The sequence below is a fragment of the Bacillus sp. FJAT-26390 genome, from assembly GCF_001682865.1.
Lineage (GTDB): Bacteria > Bacillota > Bacilli > Paenibacillales > Paenibacillaceae > Pristimantibacillus.
In genome coordinates, this window is record NZ_MAQX01000033.1 from 137,808 (window position 1) to 152,923 (window position 15,116).

The window sequence follows — 15,116 nt, forward strand, 5'->3', positions numbered from 1 at the left end:
TGATTATCGTTCTATTCGTTTCGGTCTACCCGTTCCATAACGGCTGTCTTCAACGTTTGCAGCGCAGCAGAAGCAGAATCGTTCGACTCGCCCTTGACCGCAAAATAAACCTTGATCTTCGGCTCCGTACCGGATGGACGCAAGCAGAACCATGAGCCGTCCTCAAGCAAATATTTCAATACGTTTTCTGGGCGAAGCCCGTCTTGGCCCTTGCCGTAATCGAGCACACGCTCTACCTTAACGCCTCTAATTTCTGCTGGCGGATTTTGGCGCCAATCATCCATAATGGCACCGATTTTTTGTACCCCGTCAAAGCCTTTAAGCGTGCGTGACTCTAGCCCTTCTAAGTAGAAGCCAAACTTTGCGTAGAGCTCAAGCAGCACGTCATATAATGTTTTTCCTTGGCTGCTATAGTATGCCGCAGCTTCCGAAATCAATAACGCAGCAACGATAGCATCTTTATCGCGCGCATAGGTTCCCGTTAAATAACCATAGCTCTCTTCATAGCCAAACAAGAAAGAACGCTCGCCTGTTTGCTCATAGCGGGTCATTTTTTCTCCGATATATTTGAAGCCGGTTAACGTGTTCTCAACGGCTGCCCCGTACGAGCGGGCAATCTCCGCGCCGAGCTCGCTAGTCACGATTGTTTTAACGACTACGCCATTGGCTGGCAGTTGGCCGCGCTCCTTCAACTGGCTAAGCACATAATGAACCATCAGCGCACCGGATTGGTTGCCCGTAAGCACCACATATTCGCCCTCGTTGTTTTTCACCACAGCGCCCATTCGGTCGGCATCGGGGTCCGTACCGATAATGATATCGGCATCCACCTCCTGCGCAAGCTTAATCGCCAGCGTGAACGCTTCCCGCTCTTCGGGGTTAGGCGATTTCACCGTGCTGAAATAGCCGTCTGGCTGCTCCTGCTCGGGAACGATGTGGACATTGTTGAAGCCGACTTTTTTTAGCACTTCACGTACGGGCATATTGCCCGTCCCATGCAGCGGCGTAAACACGACGCTAAACTTTTCGCCGATTCCACCTTTAATCAGATCCGCATTTAAGCTTTGTGCAACTACCGTATCGATATATTGTTGATCGGCTTCCTCGCCAAGCCAGCGAAGCAAGCCTTTTGCTTCCGCTTCCTCGCGGCTTACCCTTTTCACTTCATCGAAACCAGCAATTTGGCTGATCGCTGAAATCACTTGTTCAGCTTCCTCAGGGATGAGCTGGCAGCCGTCAGAGCCGTATGCTTTGTAGCCGTTATATTCAGGCGGATTATGGCTAGCCGTAATAACGATACCGCTGGAGGCCTTTAGCTCGCGCACCGCATAGGAAAGCTGAGGTGTCGGACGAAGCGCAGAGAACAAATAAGTGACAATGCCGTTGCCTGCAAGCACAAGCGCAGCATCAAGCGCAAATTCAGGCGAATAGTTACGGGAGTCATGCGCAATGACAACCGACGGCGCAGCTTCGGCTGATGCGCCTGCAAGCAGCCAATTGGCAAGTCCTTGCGTCGCTTTGCCGACTGTATAGGCGTTCAAACGGTTTGTCCCTGCGCCCATCACGCCGCGCAAGCCCCCCGTACCGAACTCAAGGTCACGATAGAAACGATCCGTAATTTCCTTCTCTTGCCCTTCAAGGCCGCGAAGCTCTTCCTTCGTCGCTGTATCGATAAGCGGATCATTAAGCCAAGCCTCATATTTAGCAATAACAGTATCATTAGTTGGAGTTGTCATAATTATCAGCCTCTCTCATTCATCATTTTTAATTTATGAAGGATTTGATAAAGCAAACATTAGCTCGCCTTCGGCAACGATTTGATCGCCTACTCTTGCTGTTCCTTGCCCTTTGCCGATAGAACCCTTGAGCCTGGTTATTTGCACTTCAAGCGTCAGCGTGTCTCCAGGCTTTACTTGCCCGCGGAAACGGAAACCGTCAATGCCCGCAAAAAAGCCCAGCTTGCCGCGATTCGCTTCAATCATAAGCATTGCAACTGTTCCGACCTGCGCAAGCGCTTCTACTATAAGTACGCCAGGCATAACCGGATAGCCGGGAAAGTGACCTGCAAAGTAAGGCTCGTTCATCGTAACATTTTTCAAACCGACTGCTCTTACGCCTGGCTCAACCTCCAAAATACGATCGATTAGCAGAAACGGCGGGCGGTGCGGAATGATTTCTTGAATTTGATTAATGTCCAACATGTTAGAAAAAAGCCCCTTTCAAAGGTTGAGTAGTATAAAAACGGTGTAATTGTACGACACTAAGCATATCCCTCATAAAACTGCAGTTTATGGAGGTTAAGATAAGGGGCTTGGCTGCTTGGACCAGAAGTGTCCTTCGCCAAGCCTCTTTGTTCATATGTAGAAGCCTAGGTAGATCATGAATGCCCGGTCGGCGTTCCCGGGGCAGCTTTATTGAGCGCCTTAAACATAACGACATACATAATAGAAGTAATGAACGAAAAGGCAATAACCGCCCATAAATACGAATGGGCATTTGGCGCTTCAAAGAAGATGAGCATAATCGCCACATAGAACAACACGGTTGTCAGCTTTCCCATCCAATTCGCCGGCACTGTCTTCTTTCCTCGAAAATGAGAAAACAATCCTCCAGCTATCATACCTAGATCGCGCAAAAACATCGCTGCTGCCGCCGCCCACGAAATATGGCCGGAAATGAGCAACGATACAATAACGGTTATGAGCATCAGCTTGTCAGCGAGCGGATCGAGCATAATGCCTACCATCGTAACCTGGCCGCTTCTGCGCGCGATATAACCATCCAGCACATCGGTAATGCCTGCAGCAACCATAATCAAGAAAGCGGGTATCATATGCCCATTTACGAATACCGCAATGTACACGGGAATCAATACAAAACGCAATGATGTTAATAGATTCGGCAGATTCAAACTCGCACGCTCCTCTACCTATTACTGACGTCCACCATGGTTCCCAACTATTATACAACTACCTCCCCTAAAAATAAAACTGTCGCTGGTCCGAGAAAGCCGAGTTTTTATGCATCAGTCGCCCCATCCTGCCTCTTTCGCAAAAGTTTTATTACCATATTATACCTTTGTTCTTCATTTTCGCCATCTCTTTACCGTTATTAATAGAAGACCATTTACTTTAACCAAGAAAGGACAGGGATGTAGTGAATTTTAGTTTACGCTTTGGCAAATCGTTAAAAGAAACTCGTAGGTGGCTGGCAGCAGCGCTGGCATTCGCAATCGTCATGACTTCGCTTACCGGAATAGTAAACGCGGCAGAGGAGACCGTAACCGGCATCGAATTTTCTTATGATCCAGATGATTACAACAACAGCACATCTTCGCTCAAAGTATTCGTTGAGGATGACAAGGTCAATTTATCCGTGTTTGCCCTTATTTCAGGCGCAACTAACAAAAATGTAACTGCGGATGTAACATGGAAATCGTCCAATACAGCTCTCGTCAAAGTGGATAAAGGCGTATTAACAGCTGTCGGCAAAGGCACGGCGACAATTAGCGCTACTTATAAAGGCTTCACATCTTCCATCAAAGCGACATCCGATTATGTGTATGACTCCGTTGTTCTGAAGTATCTAAACGGAACGGTCGCACCGACAACGCAAGATATTGAAATCGGGCAACCTTTGGCCTTCATTCTTGACGGTACAAAAGCAAGTACTCCCGACGAGAATGTTACAAGGGAAGCCGTTTGGACGACTTCAAATTCTGCTATTGCAACCGTAGATGAAGGAACGGTTACCCTGTTAGGCGTCGGGACCGTTACGATTTCTGCCAAGCTGAAAGGCAAATCCGATTCCATTACACTTAATGTATCCTCACCTTACAAATCGATTGCAATTGGAGCAGGAGATTCCGGCAATTTAGTCCAGTTCGATATGGGCTCAGAAGACAAGACATTAACAGCATCCGTCGTTGTGAAGACAGGCGAAACACTTAACGTCACGGATGCAGCCAAATGGGTGAGCGCCAATGAAAAGGTCGTAACCGTTAAAAAAGGTGTTGTCACTGCGGTAGGCATCGGCAAAACAACGATTACAGTATCCCATAAGGGCGTATCCGCTTCTATCGATGTTGTCGTTCGCGCGGCTTTCCAATCGATTAGATTAACGCCCGAGAAGGAATATCACCTGCTTTTGCAGAGTGATGGGATTCAAGTAAAAGCTGAAGTGCAAAATAACTCAGGCACTACAGATGATGTAACCCAGGCTGCGGATTGGACGTCCTCGAACGTCGTAGTCGCTACCGTCAAGGAAGGCAAGGTTACGCCTAAGGCTGTTGGTTCAACTAAAATTACTGCAAGCCACAAAGGCGTTAGCCGCAGCATCGACATTACAGTCTACCCTACAGTAAGCGAGCTAAGCGTAGAGACCGAAACCATCGATGGCTTTAATGAGATGAGCGGCGACCTTCCTAAAGTTATGGCAACAACGTTTGACGGCTCTAAGGTCGATGTTTCAAAAATCGTAACCTGGACGTCCAAAGACGAGAAGATCGCGATCATCAAAGACGGGCAATGGTCAGCCAAAGCGCTCGGCGAAACGACACTGACGGCTACCGTGCAAGGGTATAAAGCCGAAGTAAAATTAATCGTTCATGTGAAGCCGTTGAAGCTGATCGCAAGCGTGAAGGATCTTAGCATTATTTTAGGAAAAGAAACGCCATACCCTTCTGTAACCGTCGTGAATGAAGATGGGGATGAAGAAGACATCTCAAGCAGAGTCAAATGGAAAACAACGTCTGAGGATATCGTTTTGAAGGATACGGTAATGAAGGGCCTAGAGGTGTCCAGCGTCACTCTAACAGCCACTTACTTGACCAAGAGCGTAACCGTCCGCGTAAAGGTTGAAGAGGAGATCGTGAAGCTCGTCGTTGAGCCTACCGCTCTCGATCTTTATCCCGGCAGATCCAAATCAATTAAAGTTACAGGCTACTACAAGAGCGGCAAGCAAGTTTCCCTTGGTTCAAAAATGAACTGGGAGTCCGGAAATCCGGACATCGCTAGTGTAAGCAGTACTTCCGTAAAAGCTATAGCTATCGGCACTACAAAAATCACGGGCTCCTACCAAGGCAAAACGGTTGTTGTTCCCATCATTGTGTCGCCGAAGCTAAAATCGCTTGTTCTTTCAAGCAAATCGGTACAGCTAAGCCCTGGCGGGACTTATTCCGCTAAGCTGCAAGCTAATTTCACAACCGGCAACCCGACTAACGCGACAGATGCTGCAGTATGGACTTCATCCAAAGCTAGCGTAGCGACCGTAGTAGGCGGCAAAATCGTTGCAGTCGGCAAAGGCTCCGCATCCATTAAAGCAACCTATGCTGGCAAGAGCGTAACCATTCGGGTAACGGTAAAATAGTTCTCGAATAAGCAAAAAAAGCAGATCAAAGGCGAGAGCCCTGATCTGCTTTTTTTCATTTTTGCCCAAACAAAAAAAGGCCGCCCGCCACGCCGCAAATACCGCTGGATAGACAACCTTTTTATCGTATGATTATTAAGAATCAGCAAATACCAGGTCATAGAGATGCTGCCAGGTGGCCCAGCTGAACACTTCTTCGTTAGGCTGCTTGCCCACCACTACGTAACCAACATATAGGCCTGCAACAAGCATAATAACCATAATGAGCGGTACGATGCTTTTGCGTAAAAACCACAGCAGCACCCTTACTCCTTTGGGCCGTTGCTTCTTCTCAGAGCTCCCGTCAGCCTTCGCGCGACTTTTGCGCTTCTTCCTCCCGGAGCCGCTCTCTTCAGCTTGACTCCCGACCCCGCTTGCTTCGCGGTCGATTCGTTCATCGGCCATACTCATCAACATCATCCTATCCTTATGCGCGCAGCCCGTTTGTCAGGCTCATCATCGTATCGCTTGACGATAACGCTCTAGCCGCCAGTTGATAAGCGCGCTGCACATTAATAAGCTCGGTCATCTCGTCCGTTAGCTCAACATTCGATTGCTCCAAATAGCCTTGGCGCAACGTGATGAGATTTTCCGAATTGGGTACGATCTGCTGCACCACATCTCCAGCATTGATGCCGTTAGCAATAACAAATAAGTTGTCATTAACCGCAGTCAGCGCTGCCGGACGCGAAGCTTGCAGCAGCTTAATGCTGCCAAGCTCGATGGTGCGGTCAGACGAGACCCCAAGCACGGTTCCATCTGGATTAACTCGCAGGCTGAAACCTTGAGGCACAACAATATTGCCCTCTACGACGTTACCCGTCAGAGGGTCTTTAACATTCGCAACGACCGGATATCCGTCTTCCGTTGCCAAAATCGTATCACCGTTTGCACCGACCGTCAACTGAAAGGCGCCATTGCGCGTGTATCCGCGGTTGCCGGCGTCGTCCACCTCGACTTCAAACAATGCGTTTCCTTCAATCGCAAGATCGGTTTCTTTATTCGTTCCCTGCATGGGACCTTGCGATAGATTCGGCTGAACCATCGTCATTCGCGAGCCCCAACCTTGCGTAAAGTCCATAGGCGTAAGACGGCCAGGCTGATTAAACGCTTCGGGCTGGTTTCTTAAGTTCGTTAGAAGATCCTCAAAGGTAGCTTCTTTCCGCTTGTAGCCAACGGTATTCACATTAGCGATATTATCTGCAAGCAAATCTAGCTTCTGCTGAAGCCCATTCATCGATACCATTGCGTTAATCATTGAACTGTTCATGCTTCGTGCACCTCCGCTGCTTCAGCCTGCTGTTATACGCGACCTACTTCATTAACTGCTTTGCTCAAGCTCTGATCATAAAATTGAATAACCTTTTGGTTCGCTTCATATGCCCGGAGCGCTGACATAAGGTCTACAGCCGCTTGCGCAGTATCGACGTTCGAACGCTCTACGTAACCTTGCCTTACCTCGACACGCTCACCTGGAGCAACCGCAACTGCCGCACCGTCCGCTGTGGCGAATCTAAAGCTTCCGTTCCCTTCGCGTACGAGCAGATTCGGATTATCGACCCGGCTAATTAGCAGTTGAACGCCAATATCCTGTCCATTTACATCAAGAAAACGTTGATCGTTTGTCAATTTTAGACTCTCTAGACCTACGCCAACAGGCATCTGAATAGGCCGGCCATCTGCACCGAGCACGTTCGAGCCATCACTTGCCATAAGGAAGCCCTGCTCCGTTAGCGTAAATTTCCCGCCCCGCGTATATCTTATATCGCCATTTTGATCCTGAACGGTAAAAAAGGCTTGCGGCTGGAAAGTGACCGTGCCGTCTGGCGCGACATTTTTGCCGGATGCGTCAAAGGACAGCCCGTTTAATTCGATGTTCGAAATCAGCGCAAAATCAGACGAATTGTTCGTCTGCATGAGATCGCCCTGCAAATGAATGGATAAGCTCTCTTCCGCAAATACGCCGGTTGTCAGCTTCCCGATCTTGTCGACGCTCTCAGGGCCCGCTCCAGTCAATGACAGCATCATTTCCGGAAAAGAACGGGTCACCGCATTCGTCTGCTTATAACCAGGCGTGTTTATGTTGGAAATATTATTCGTTACCGTATCATGTCTTCGCTGCTGAGAAATCATGCCCGACGCTGCGGTATATAATCCTCTTAACATAGTTGTTACCCCCTTGGCCGCTTGCCTTCCAACTTCCTATATATGTTATCGGTTGAAAGCAAGGCTGCCTGAATAGCTTGTCCTGCGACCAATGACTCATTTACGCCTCGGCTGCGCCCCCCTAAGGCTCCCTACCCGCGCAAATTCATACATGGCCGCTCCTGCCCTTACTTCTTCCCGAGCTTGTCCAAGTTATCTAGAAGGATGCCAGTCCCTTTGACCACGCAGTGCATCGGATCTTCCGCAATGAGCACCGGAACTTTAAGCTCCTCTGCCAGCAATGCATCAAGCCCGCCAAGCAAAGCGCCTCCGCCCGTCAAAATAACGCCGCGGTCAATAATGTCGGCAGACAGCTCTGGCGGCGTGCGCTCAAGCACAGCCTTAGCCGCAGATACGATCGACATTACCGGGTCCCAAAGCGCCTCGCGGACTTCGCCGGAACGAATCGTCAACGTAAGCGGAAGCCCAGATACCATGTCACGGCCGCGAATGTCGATCTCCTCTTGGCGTCCGCCCTCAAGTACCGTACCGATCTTAATTTTAATATCCTCACTCGTTCTCTCACCGATCAGAAGCTTGTATTTATTCTTGATAAACTTCATGATCGCATCATCGAACTTGTCCCCTGCGACTTTAATAGAAGAGGCGGTCACAACGTCGCCCATAGAAAGAACGGCCACATCCGTTGTGCCCCCGCCAATGTCTACGACCATATTGCCGCTAGGCTGGAAGATATCCATTCCAGCCCCTATAGCGGCAGCTTTCGGCTCATCCTCGAGAAATACTTCCTTTGCGCCGCTGCGCTCGGCAGCCTCGCGAATGGCCTTCTGCTCAACTGAAGTAATATTCGTTGGCGCGCAAATAAGAATTCGGGGACGGCTAAACCATTTCCGTCCCTCGACACGATCAATAAATGCTTTGAGCATAATTTCCGTAATCTCAAAATCGGCAATAACACCATCACGCAATGGACGAATCGCTATAATGTTGCCTGGCGTCCGGCCTACCATTCTATGTGCTTCCTCACCAACAGCCAGCACTTTCTTCGAGTCGCTTTCAATCGCAACGACTGAAGGCTCATCGAGAACAACGCCTCTTCCTTTTACATGAATGGAAACATTGGCTGTTCCAAGATCGATCCCAATATCCTTGCTCAACATAAGGCTTAAGTCCCCCAACGAATAATAATTACAAAACGTACATTTGGTTCCCTTGACACAGAAACCGCTAACGTTTATTATTCGCCAAAAAAGACAAATTTCCTCTATAATTCGAGAAAAAACTTCACAGCTTGCCAGCAGCGAGTACTTCACGCTTCTTCGTGCTCGTTTTCTTGTATTTAATCTTGGTCGCTTCTCCCCCCCTCAGATGCCTGATTGATTTGTGGTATTCGAGAATGTGCTTAACCTGATCGGCCAAATCGGGGTTTATTTCAGGAAGCCGCTCAGTCAAGTCCTTGTGCACCGTGCTTTTGGATACACCGAACTCCTTGGCAATCGTACGCACCGTGTGCTTCGTTTCCACGATGCAGCGGCCTATTTTAATGGTTCGCTCCTTAATGTAATCGTGCACGTTCCCGCCTCCCTACTCGAGATAGTTTGGTACATTATATGAGTAGGTCACGTATATATTCGTTATGGTCAAGCCTAACAAGCCCGAATGTGAATAAATTTTCATAAAAACGTAAAACAGGCAGGGAATCGCTCCCTGCCTGTACGTCTAAAGACCTATTTTTTTGAGGAGAAGTTAATCTCCAGCCGCCATTACTCTTTAATCAATGAGCTTGGGTTAATCGGCTTGCCATTGTTGCGTGTTTCATAATGAAGGTGAATGCCAAGGTCGCGTTCAAGATCGTTCCGGCCAGCTTTTGCAATGACAGTGCCTTGTGTAACATCATCGCCTTCAGCAACCTGAATGTCCGTTAAGCTTTGGTACACGGTCACAAGGCCGCCTTCATGTGTAATTTCAACTACGTTGCCGTTTGTTGGTTCAGTCTTTACATAAGTGACTTTACCGGAAAGTGCGGCAAGTACGTCAAAGGTTTGGCCGCTTGGGTCAACAAAGTCGATACCCATATGCGGTGAGAACGTGTCTCCCACTTGAACCAGTGCAGCTTCGCGCTCCGCGTCGCTTGATTTTTCATCATAAAACGGAAGTTCTTCCTTCAAAGCCGCTTTGTTAGCGATTGGCCATTGCATCAATTCGTCACCAAGTACCACTTCAGGATTTTCTTCACCCTTGCCAGGCGCTTTCGTTTCCCCTTGTGTAGCTTCAGTAGGGTCCGTTTTTCCTGTTGTCGTTTTCGCTTGATCGGCCCCCTGATAGATCCACATTAAGGTTACGATAATTGCTGCCGCGGCCATGAAGATTGCTGGAGATACCCATCGCTTTGCAAAAAGGTTCTTCCATCCACTGCTAGATTTGGCGGCAGACGTTCCTCCCAGAACAGTTTTGGGAGTTTCTTCTGGTTTTTGCTTCGGTTTACTTTGATTTTGATCATTCATTTTCTATCACCTCACTAGCCATTGTTGCCAGATCTGCTAGGTTTATACGTGAGGCAATACGAAAAATTGAAAGATTTAAATTACGAGTGGCGAGAGAGCTGTTTCGAAAGCTTTGAAGCTTGCTCCACTTGAACGCTAGAGTAATAATGTTCCAAAATATCCTCGGCGCTTGCTCCCGTCTTAGCCATGCCGTTTGCGCCCCACTGGCTCATTCCGACGCCATGCCCGTAGCCATAGGTTGTAATCGTAATGGCACTTCCTTTGATGCTCCACGTGAATTGAGAGGATGCGAGACCTAGCGCCTCTCTCACTTCACGTCCTGTAAAAGCGGTTTCTCCTATGATGATCTTGCTTATGCGATTGCCTTCCGTCTTCTCTACCACGCGAATCGAAGGTTTGGCAGAGCCCTTCTTCCTCACGCCAAGCTTGCTATAAAAATCGTTTAAAGACAACTTCACCGTTTCTTTGTATCGAGGAGAGATCGCTTCATCCCATGGGCTTGCCACACTCCGCAAATAAGGAATCTCTTGGTTCCAGTAGTCCTCTGAATTTTCGGTATAACCGTTGCTGGTGGAGAAAAAAGAAGCCTCTATCGGCTCGCCTTTATACGTTATGATTTTTCCTTTTGTCTGAGCGATCACTTCATTCAGCTTGCCCATGTTTTTCTTCTGCTCGTTCTTTGGCCATTTCCGAGCGAGCTCCGCCAAAGGAATATATACTTGATGCTCGATGGTATCGGTCACATCGGCTCCCTCTACAGGCACTCCGCTGTCGTTTCCTTGAACGATTCGCCGCACCATATAGGTGCGTGCAGCAATCGCTTGCGCCTTCAACGCTTCAAGCTCAAAATCGATTGGCATTTCCGCTGCGACCACACCTCGGACGTAGGTTTCCAGCGGAACCTTCTCTATCCTTTTGTCCTTCGTCATATAGACGCGGACGGTGACATGATCAAGTGCGCTTGACGTCTCCGTTTGCGATGTTTCGCTAGAGGATGGCTTAGCCGTTTGCCGAGGTTGATCCACGCCCTTGGACGGCTTCGTATCTGCTGATCCATCCGCAATGCCCGCTGAGGGATCCGCTTGAAATCCGTCCTTTACGCCGCTGGCATCTGTTAAAGTTCGAGCCGCTTGTACATTTCTCAGCTCATTCAGCGATAGCCTTACTAGCAGCATGGATGCACCCAGCATGGCACCGATTGCAAATAGCGCCATCCATCTGCTCGTCCGCAAACGACCGATTATCGAAACTATTGAAATCTTCCCTATCCTTCGACTCATGAGCTCTCCTTCCACCTTTGACGGTAAGAGAAAGCAGGAATCAGCTTGCGCCAGGCTGTTCTCTCTTAAACCGTTCCTGATGGTTCATTCTATGAGTCTGAATGATAGGGTAGAACTCCAAATGGCTAATCGTGGCGAAGTGCGTCAACCGGCCGCAGGCTTGCCGCTTTATTCGCCGGCAAATAGCCGAACACCACGCCAACGAATGCAGAAAAAGCAAAAGCCAACAATACCGTATCGCCAGGAACCTCTGTTTCTGTCTGCATCACCAATCCGATAACGATAGAGGCAGCGTATCCGAGCCCAATCCCTAGCGCGCCTCCCAGTCCGCTTATACAGACAGCCTCTACTAGGAATTGAAATAATATGTCCCGCTTCTTAGCTCCAAGCGATTTCCGAATGCCGATCTCCCTCGTCCTTTCCGTTACCGACACGAGCATGATGTTCATGATGCCGATTCCGCCTACGATAAGCGAAATGATCGCTACATAAATAAGCTGTCTGTTCATCGTTTCATTAACAGAATTCAACGTCTTCATCGCTTCCTCTTGGTTGAAGACGCGGTACGCATTCTCGTTCCCTCTGAATTTCTCATAAAGAACGGCTTCAATAGCCGTGACGGTTTCCTTCATGAGGTCCGTATCCGTCACTTTTAAGTTAATTGTAGAAACGCCGCTTGTTTTAAATATTTTTTGAGCGGTTGTCACCGGAATTAATATTTTCTCGTCGTTCGATCCCGTAAGCGAGCTGCCTTGCGACTCAAGCAGTCCTACTATTGTGAAAATATAGCCGTTAATCGTTATTTTTTTGCCGACTGCCGCAGAGGGGTCCTCACCCTCATCCTCAAACAGATCCTTTGCGGTATCTACGCCAATGAGCGCGACCTTCGTATTGTTATTAAGATCAGGAGAGGAGATATACCTGCCATCCTGAACCGGAAAATCCTTAACGTCTTCGTACGCAGCCGTAATCCCTTCCACCGTGACGGATACTTGCGTTTTCCCGTATTTCGCATAACCTGTCGTGCTGGTTACCGGAGCCACTCCCGCCACGTTGACAACGTCCCCAAGCTCATTGGCTTCGTCAACGGAAAGCGTCGTAACCGTCCCGCGTCCAAATATCGTTACGGAGAGGGAGTTGGGACTTCCTAGCGAGGAAACCTGCTTGGCCACCTCATTGGAAGACGCCTTCCCCATGGCGACCAGCGCAATGACAGTAGCAACGCCTATCAGGATGCCGAGCATCGATAGTATCGTTCTAAGCTTGTTGGACAATACGCTCTTTATTGCCATCTTGAGTCCTTGCGAGAGTTTCATGGCTGACCCTCCTTTCCTGCTCCGTCAACACCCCATCCCGTATAATAACCGTACGTCTTGCCCGGCTTGCTATTTCCATATCATGCGTAATCAGCACGATCGTCTGGCCTGCCCGGTTCAGCTCCTCCATCATATCGAGCACTTCCAAACCCGTCTTCGAATCGAGCGCTCCTGTCGGCTCATCTGCAAGCAGCATCGGCGGGTTAGTAGCGAGGGCGCGCGCAATCCCGACACGCTGCTGCTGCCCGCCTGACAGCTCATTTTGGCGGTGGTTCATCTTTTGTCCAAGCCCCACCCGCTCTAGCGCTTCCATGGCCCGCTTCCTCCGCTCCTTGCCTGGCAGGCCGCGATAGATAAGAGGGAGCTCGCAGTTCTCCAACGCCGTAAGCTTGGGAAGCAAGTGATAGCCTTGAAAAATAAATCCGATTTTCTTATTGCGCATTTCGGTCAGCTTGTTGTCGTTTTGTCCCGTTACTTCAAGCCCTTCCAGCTTATAGCTGCCTTCGCTTGGCAGGTCAAGGCAGCCAATAATGTTCATTAGCGTCGATTTGCCTGATCCGGATGGACCTACGATCGCCAAAAAGTCTCCATGGTTAACCGTTAGCGAAACCTCATGCAAAACCGTCGTTTTTTCGCGCGCCATCATATAGGATTTTGTAATATTGGTCATCTCAATCAGCGGGATGTTTGGATTTATGCTCATCGCGCACCACCGGTGCTGCGCATGCCGCCTCCGCCCATTCCTCCGCCGCCTCCGGGGAACATCATAACCCCGCCTGCAGGGAAGCCGTCACGCTGAATCGTCGTCTCTTGGGAGCTCGTTCCCATGCCCGGCGTTCCTTGAGCGATTGGAATAAGCACGCTGTCTCCCTCTTTCAACCCGGATACGATTTCCACAAAATTCTCATTGCTTAGCCCCGTCGTCACCTCAACCAATTGTCCTCCCAGCGCATTAGGCATCCGTCCGCCGGCACGTCCTCCCGCTGCAAAGCCGCCTCCAGCGGATGCTCCGCCTTGGACGCCAGCTGCCGCACTTTGCGCACCCTGACCGGCTGCAGCTTGGTTCCGACCGCCTTGGGTGCCTTGGGTGCCTTGGGTGCCTTGGGTGCCTTGGGTGCCTTGGGTGCCTTGGGTGCCTTGGGCTGCCGCTGCATCTCCGGCTGCTCCGCGGTTTGGCCGCTCGCCGCTTGCCGCACCTTGACCGGCCGCGCTTCCTTGCTGATTGCCGCCCGTCATTGCAGCCCGATCGGGTGCTAGTCCCTGTTGTTGGCCTTCCGCTGAAGCGGCAGCGTCTCCGCCCTCTTCAGACGGAATACGAACGAATGAACGTTTACCCATCTCGACAACCGCATTTACCGGCACTAGCACGATGTTTTCTTTGGAAGCGATCGTAATGGCCGCTTCGCCAGACATGCCTACTCTTACGCCTTCAATGTCCTTAAGAAGGATGCTTACATCAAATGCAGAGGAACCGTTATTCGAGGTGCCCTCCAGCGCGATGTCGGAAACCGTTGCATCAATCGTTTTATCCGTAATCGAGCTTAATGTAATATCTACAGCTTGGCCTACCTTTACGTTAGAAATATCGAGTTCGTCAACAGAAGTTACAAACTCTAGCAGCGTATAGTCCACTATCGTAGCTATTGTCGTATTGGAGTTTACCTCATCGCCGACCTCAATATCCATCTCGGTAATTTCTCCGTCAATCGAAGCGACCACCGCTTTTTCCACTTTTTCCTGCTCTGCATAAATATCCTGCAATTGGTCGTTGTAATCCGCTATCTCGTCATTCGCGCTTTCTATATTTTTTTGCAGAGATTTTTTTGTAACTTCTTCACTTTCCGTTCCTGTCGCTTCCTTATAGCTTTCTTGATAATCTGCAATGGATTCCTGCAGCTTTTTAATGCTTTTTTCAATCGTTTTCACTTTGTCTTCATTATCATTCGTATCCTCAAAGGTAACAAGAACTTGACCTGCCTTGATCTTATCTCCTTTTTTGACGTTCACAGTCGCAATCGTGCCGCTTTTGCCCGCAGTCACCGTTTCTCTGGAATTAGCCGCTACCGTTCCGGTTCCGCTAATCTGCTTTACGATAGATCCTTTAGTAGCAGCAACGGTCAGCGACGTAGGCGTTACCCCTGCCGCTTCCTTGTCTTTAACGAAAAAGAAATAATAGGCACCTGCTCCGGCTGCAGCCAGAATAATAACAATGCTGAGCCCTATCGTCCATTTCTTCATTTGCTTTAATCCACCCTCCATCGGTCTTAGTGAGATAGACTATAGCATTCAAAAATGAACGGAAGATGAACAAGCTTTCGCTCCCTAAACCTATACGTACGCTTATGCCCACTACGCCTCACCAAGCTCTCTGTCAAACAAAAAAAGAGTATTGCTCCTTCTCCGCCCTGCTCGGCGAGAACAAACAATACTCTTATAGAAACTTC

General features: G+C 49.2%; 14 protein-coding genes. 1 reads left to right on the forward strand and 13 read right to left on the reverse strand.

Annotation, left to right across the window (positions count from 1 at the left end):
- Positions 1-11: 11 nt before the first annotated feature.
- From A7975_RS24890 to A7975_RS24900, 3 genes are all read right to left on the reverse strand, one after another.
- The gene (locus A7975_RS24890; protein ID WP_065386943.1) at positions 12-1,736 is read right to left on the reverse strand and encodes a phospho-sugar mutase; all 1,725 of its coding nucleotides are present in this window, start codon (positions 1,734-1,736) and stop codon (positions 12-14) included.
- 33 nt (positions 1,737-1,769) lie between these two features.
- On the reverse strand, positions 1,770-2,201 hold the full coding sequence (gene fabZ, locus A7975_RS24895; protein WP_053373796.1) for a 3-hydroxyacyl-ACP dehydratase FabZ: 432 nt from the start codon (positions 2,199-2,201) through the stop codon (positions 1,770-1,772).
- A gap of 176 nt (positions 2,202-2,377) precedes the next feature.
- Entirely contained in the window at positions 2,378-2,911 is a 534-nt protein-coding gene (locus A7975_RS24900) for a CDP-alcohol phosphatidyltransferase family protein (protein ID WP_053373795.1), read from the reverse strand.
- Between the two features lie 245 nt (positions 2,912-3,156).
- Between A7975_RS24900 and A7975_RS24905 the strand changes: the two genes are divergently transcribed.
- Positions 3,157-5,367: an Ig-like domain-containing protein gene (locus tag A7975_RS24905; RefSeq protein ID WP_065386944.1), complete on the forward strand. Its 2,211-nt coding sequence runs from the start codon at positions 3,157-3,159 to the stop codon at positions 5,365-5,367.
- Between the two features lie 135 nt (positions 5,368-5,502).
- On the opposite strand, the gene A7975_RS24910 is transcribed toward A7975_RS24905, so the two are convergent.
- From A7975_RS24910 to A7975_RS24955, 10 genes are all read right to left on the reverse strand, one after another.
- Entirely contained in the window at positions 5,503-5,817 is a 315-nt protein-coding gene (locus A7975_RS24910; protein ID WP_231637354.1) for a DNA-directed RNA polymerase subunit beta, read from the reverse strand.
- Positions 5,818-5,833: 16 nt separating this feature from the next.
- Positions 5,834-6,676, reverse strand: a complete 843-nt coding sequence (locus A7975_RS24915; protein ID WP_053373792.1) for a flagellar hook-basal body protein — start codon at positions 6,674-6,676, stop codon at positions 5,834-5,836.
- Positions 6,677-6,708: 32 nt separating this feature from the next.
- Complete coding sequence (locus tag A7975_RS24920; protein WP_053373791.1) at positions 6,709-7,572, reverse strand: flagellar hook-basal body protein; 864 nt, start codon at positions 7,570-7,572, stop codon at positions 6,709-6,711.
- Between the two features lie 167 nt (positions 7,573-7,739).
- A complete protein-coding gene (gene mreB, locus A7975_RS24925; RefSeq protein ID WP_053373790.1) occupies positions 7,740-8,732 on the reverse strand; it encodes a rod shape-determining protein MreB in 993 nt (330 codons plus the stop codon).
- A 124-nt stretch (positions 8,733-8,856) separates the two neighbouring features.
- Positions 8,857-9,144, reverse strand: coding sequence for a sporulation transcriptional regulator SpoIIID (spoIIID, locus tag A7975_RS24930; RefSeq protein ID WP_053373789.1), 288 nt, complete (start codon positions 9,142-9,144; stop codon positions 8,857-8,859).
- Between the two features lie 191 nt (positions 9,145-9,335).
- A complete protein-coding gene (locus A7975_RS24935; protein ID WP_053373788.1) occupies positions 9,336-10,076 on the reverse strand; it encodes a M23 family metallopeptidase in 741 nt (246 codons plus the stop codon).
- An 80-nt stretch (positions 10,077-10,156) separates the two neighbouring features.
- Positions 10,157-11,356 carry a stage II sporulation protein D gene (gene spoIID, locus A7975_RS24940; protein WP_065386945.1) on the reverse strand — a complete coding sequence of 400 codons (1,200 nt, stop codon included), beginning with the start codon at positions 11,354-11,356 and terminating at the stop codon, positions 10,157-10,159.
- 125 nt (positions 11,357-11,481) lie between these two features.
- On the reverse strand, positions 11,482-12,672 hold the full coding sequence (locus A7975_RS24945) for an ABC transporter permease (protein WP_065386946.1): 1,191 nt from the start codon (positions 12,670-12,672) through the stop codon (positions 11,482-11,484).
- Positions 12,614-13,375, reverse strand: a complete 762-nt coding sequence (locus A7975_RS24950; RefSeq protein WP_065386947.1) for an ABC transporter ATP-binding protein — start codon at positions 13,373-13,375, stop codon at positions 12,614-12,616. Before A7975_RS24950 ends, A7975_RS24945 begins: the two co-directional genes overlap by 59 nt.
- A complete protein-coding gene (locus A7975_RS24955) occupies positions 13,372-14,910 on the reverse strand; it encodes an efflux RND transporter periplasmic adaptor subunit (protein WP_065386948.1) in 1,539 nt (512 codons plus the stop codon). Before A7975_RS24955 ends, A7975_RS24950 begins: the two co-directional genes overlap by 4 nt.
- Between the last annotated feature and the right edge of the window lie 206 nt (positions 14,911-15,116).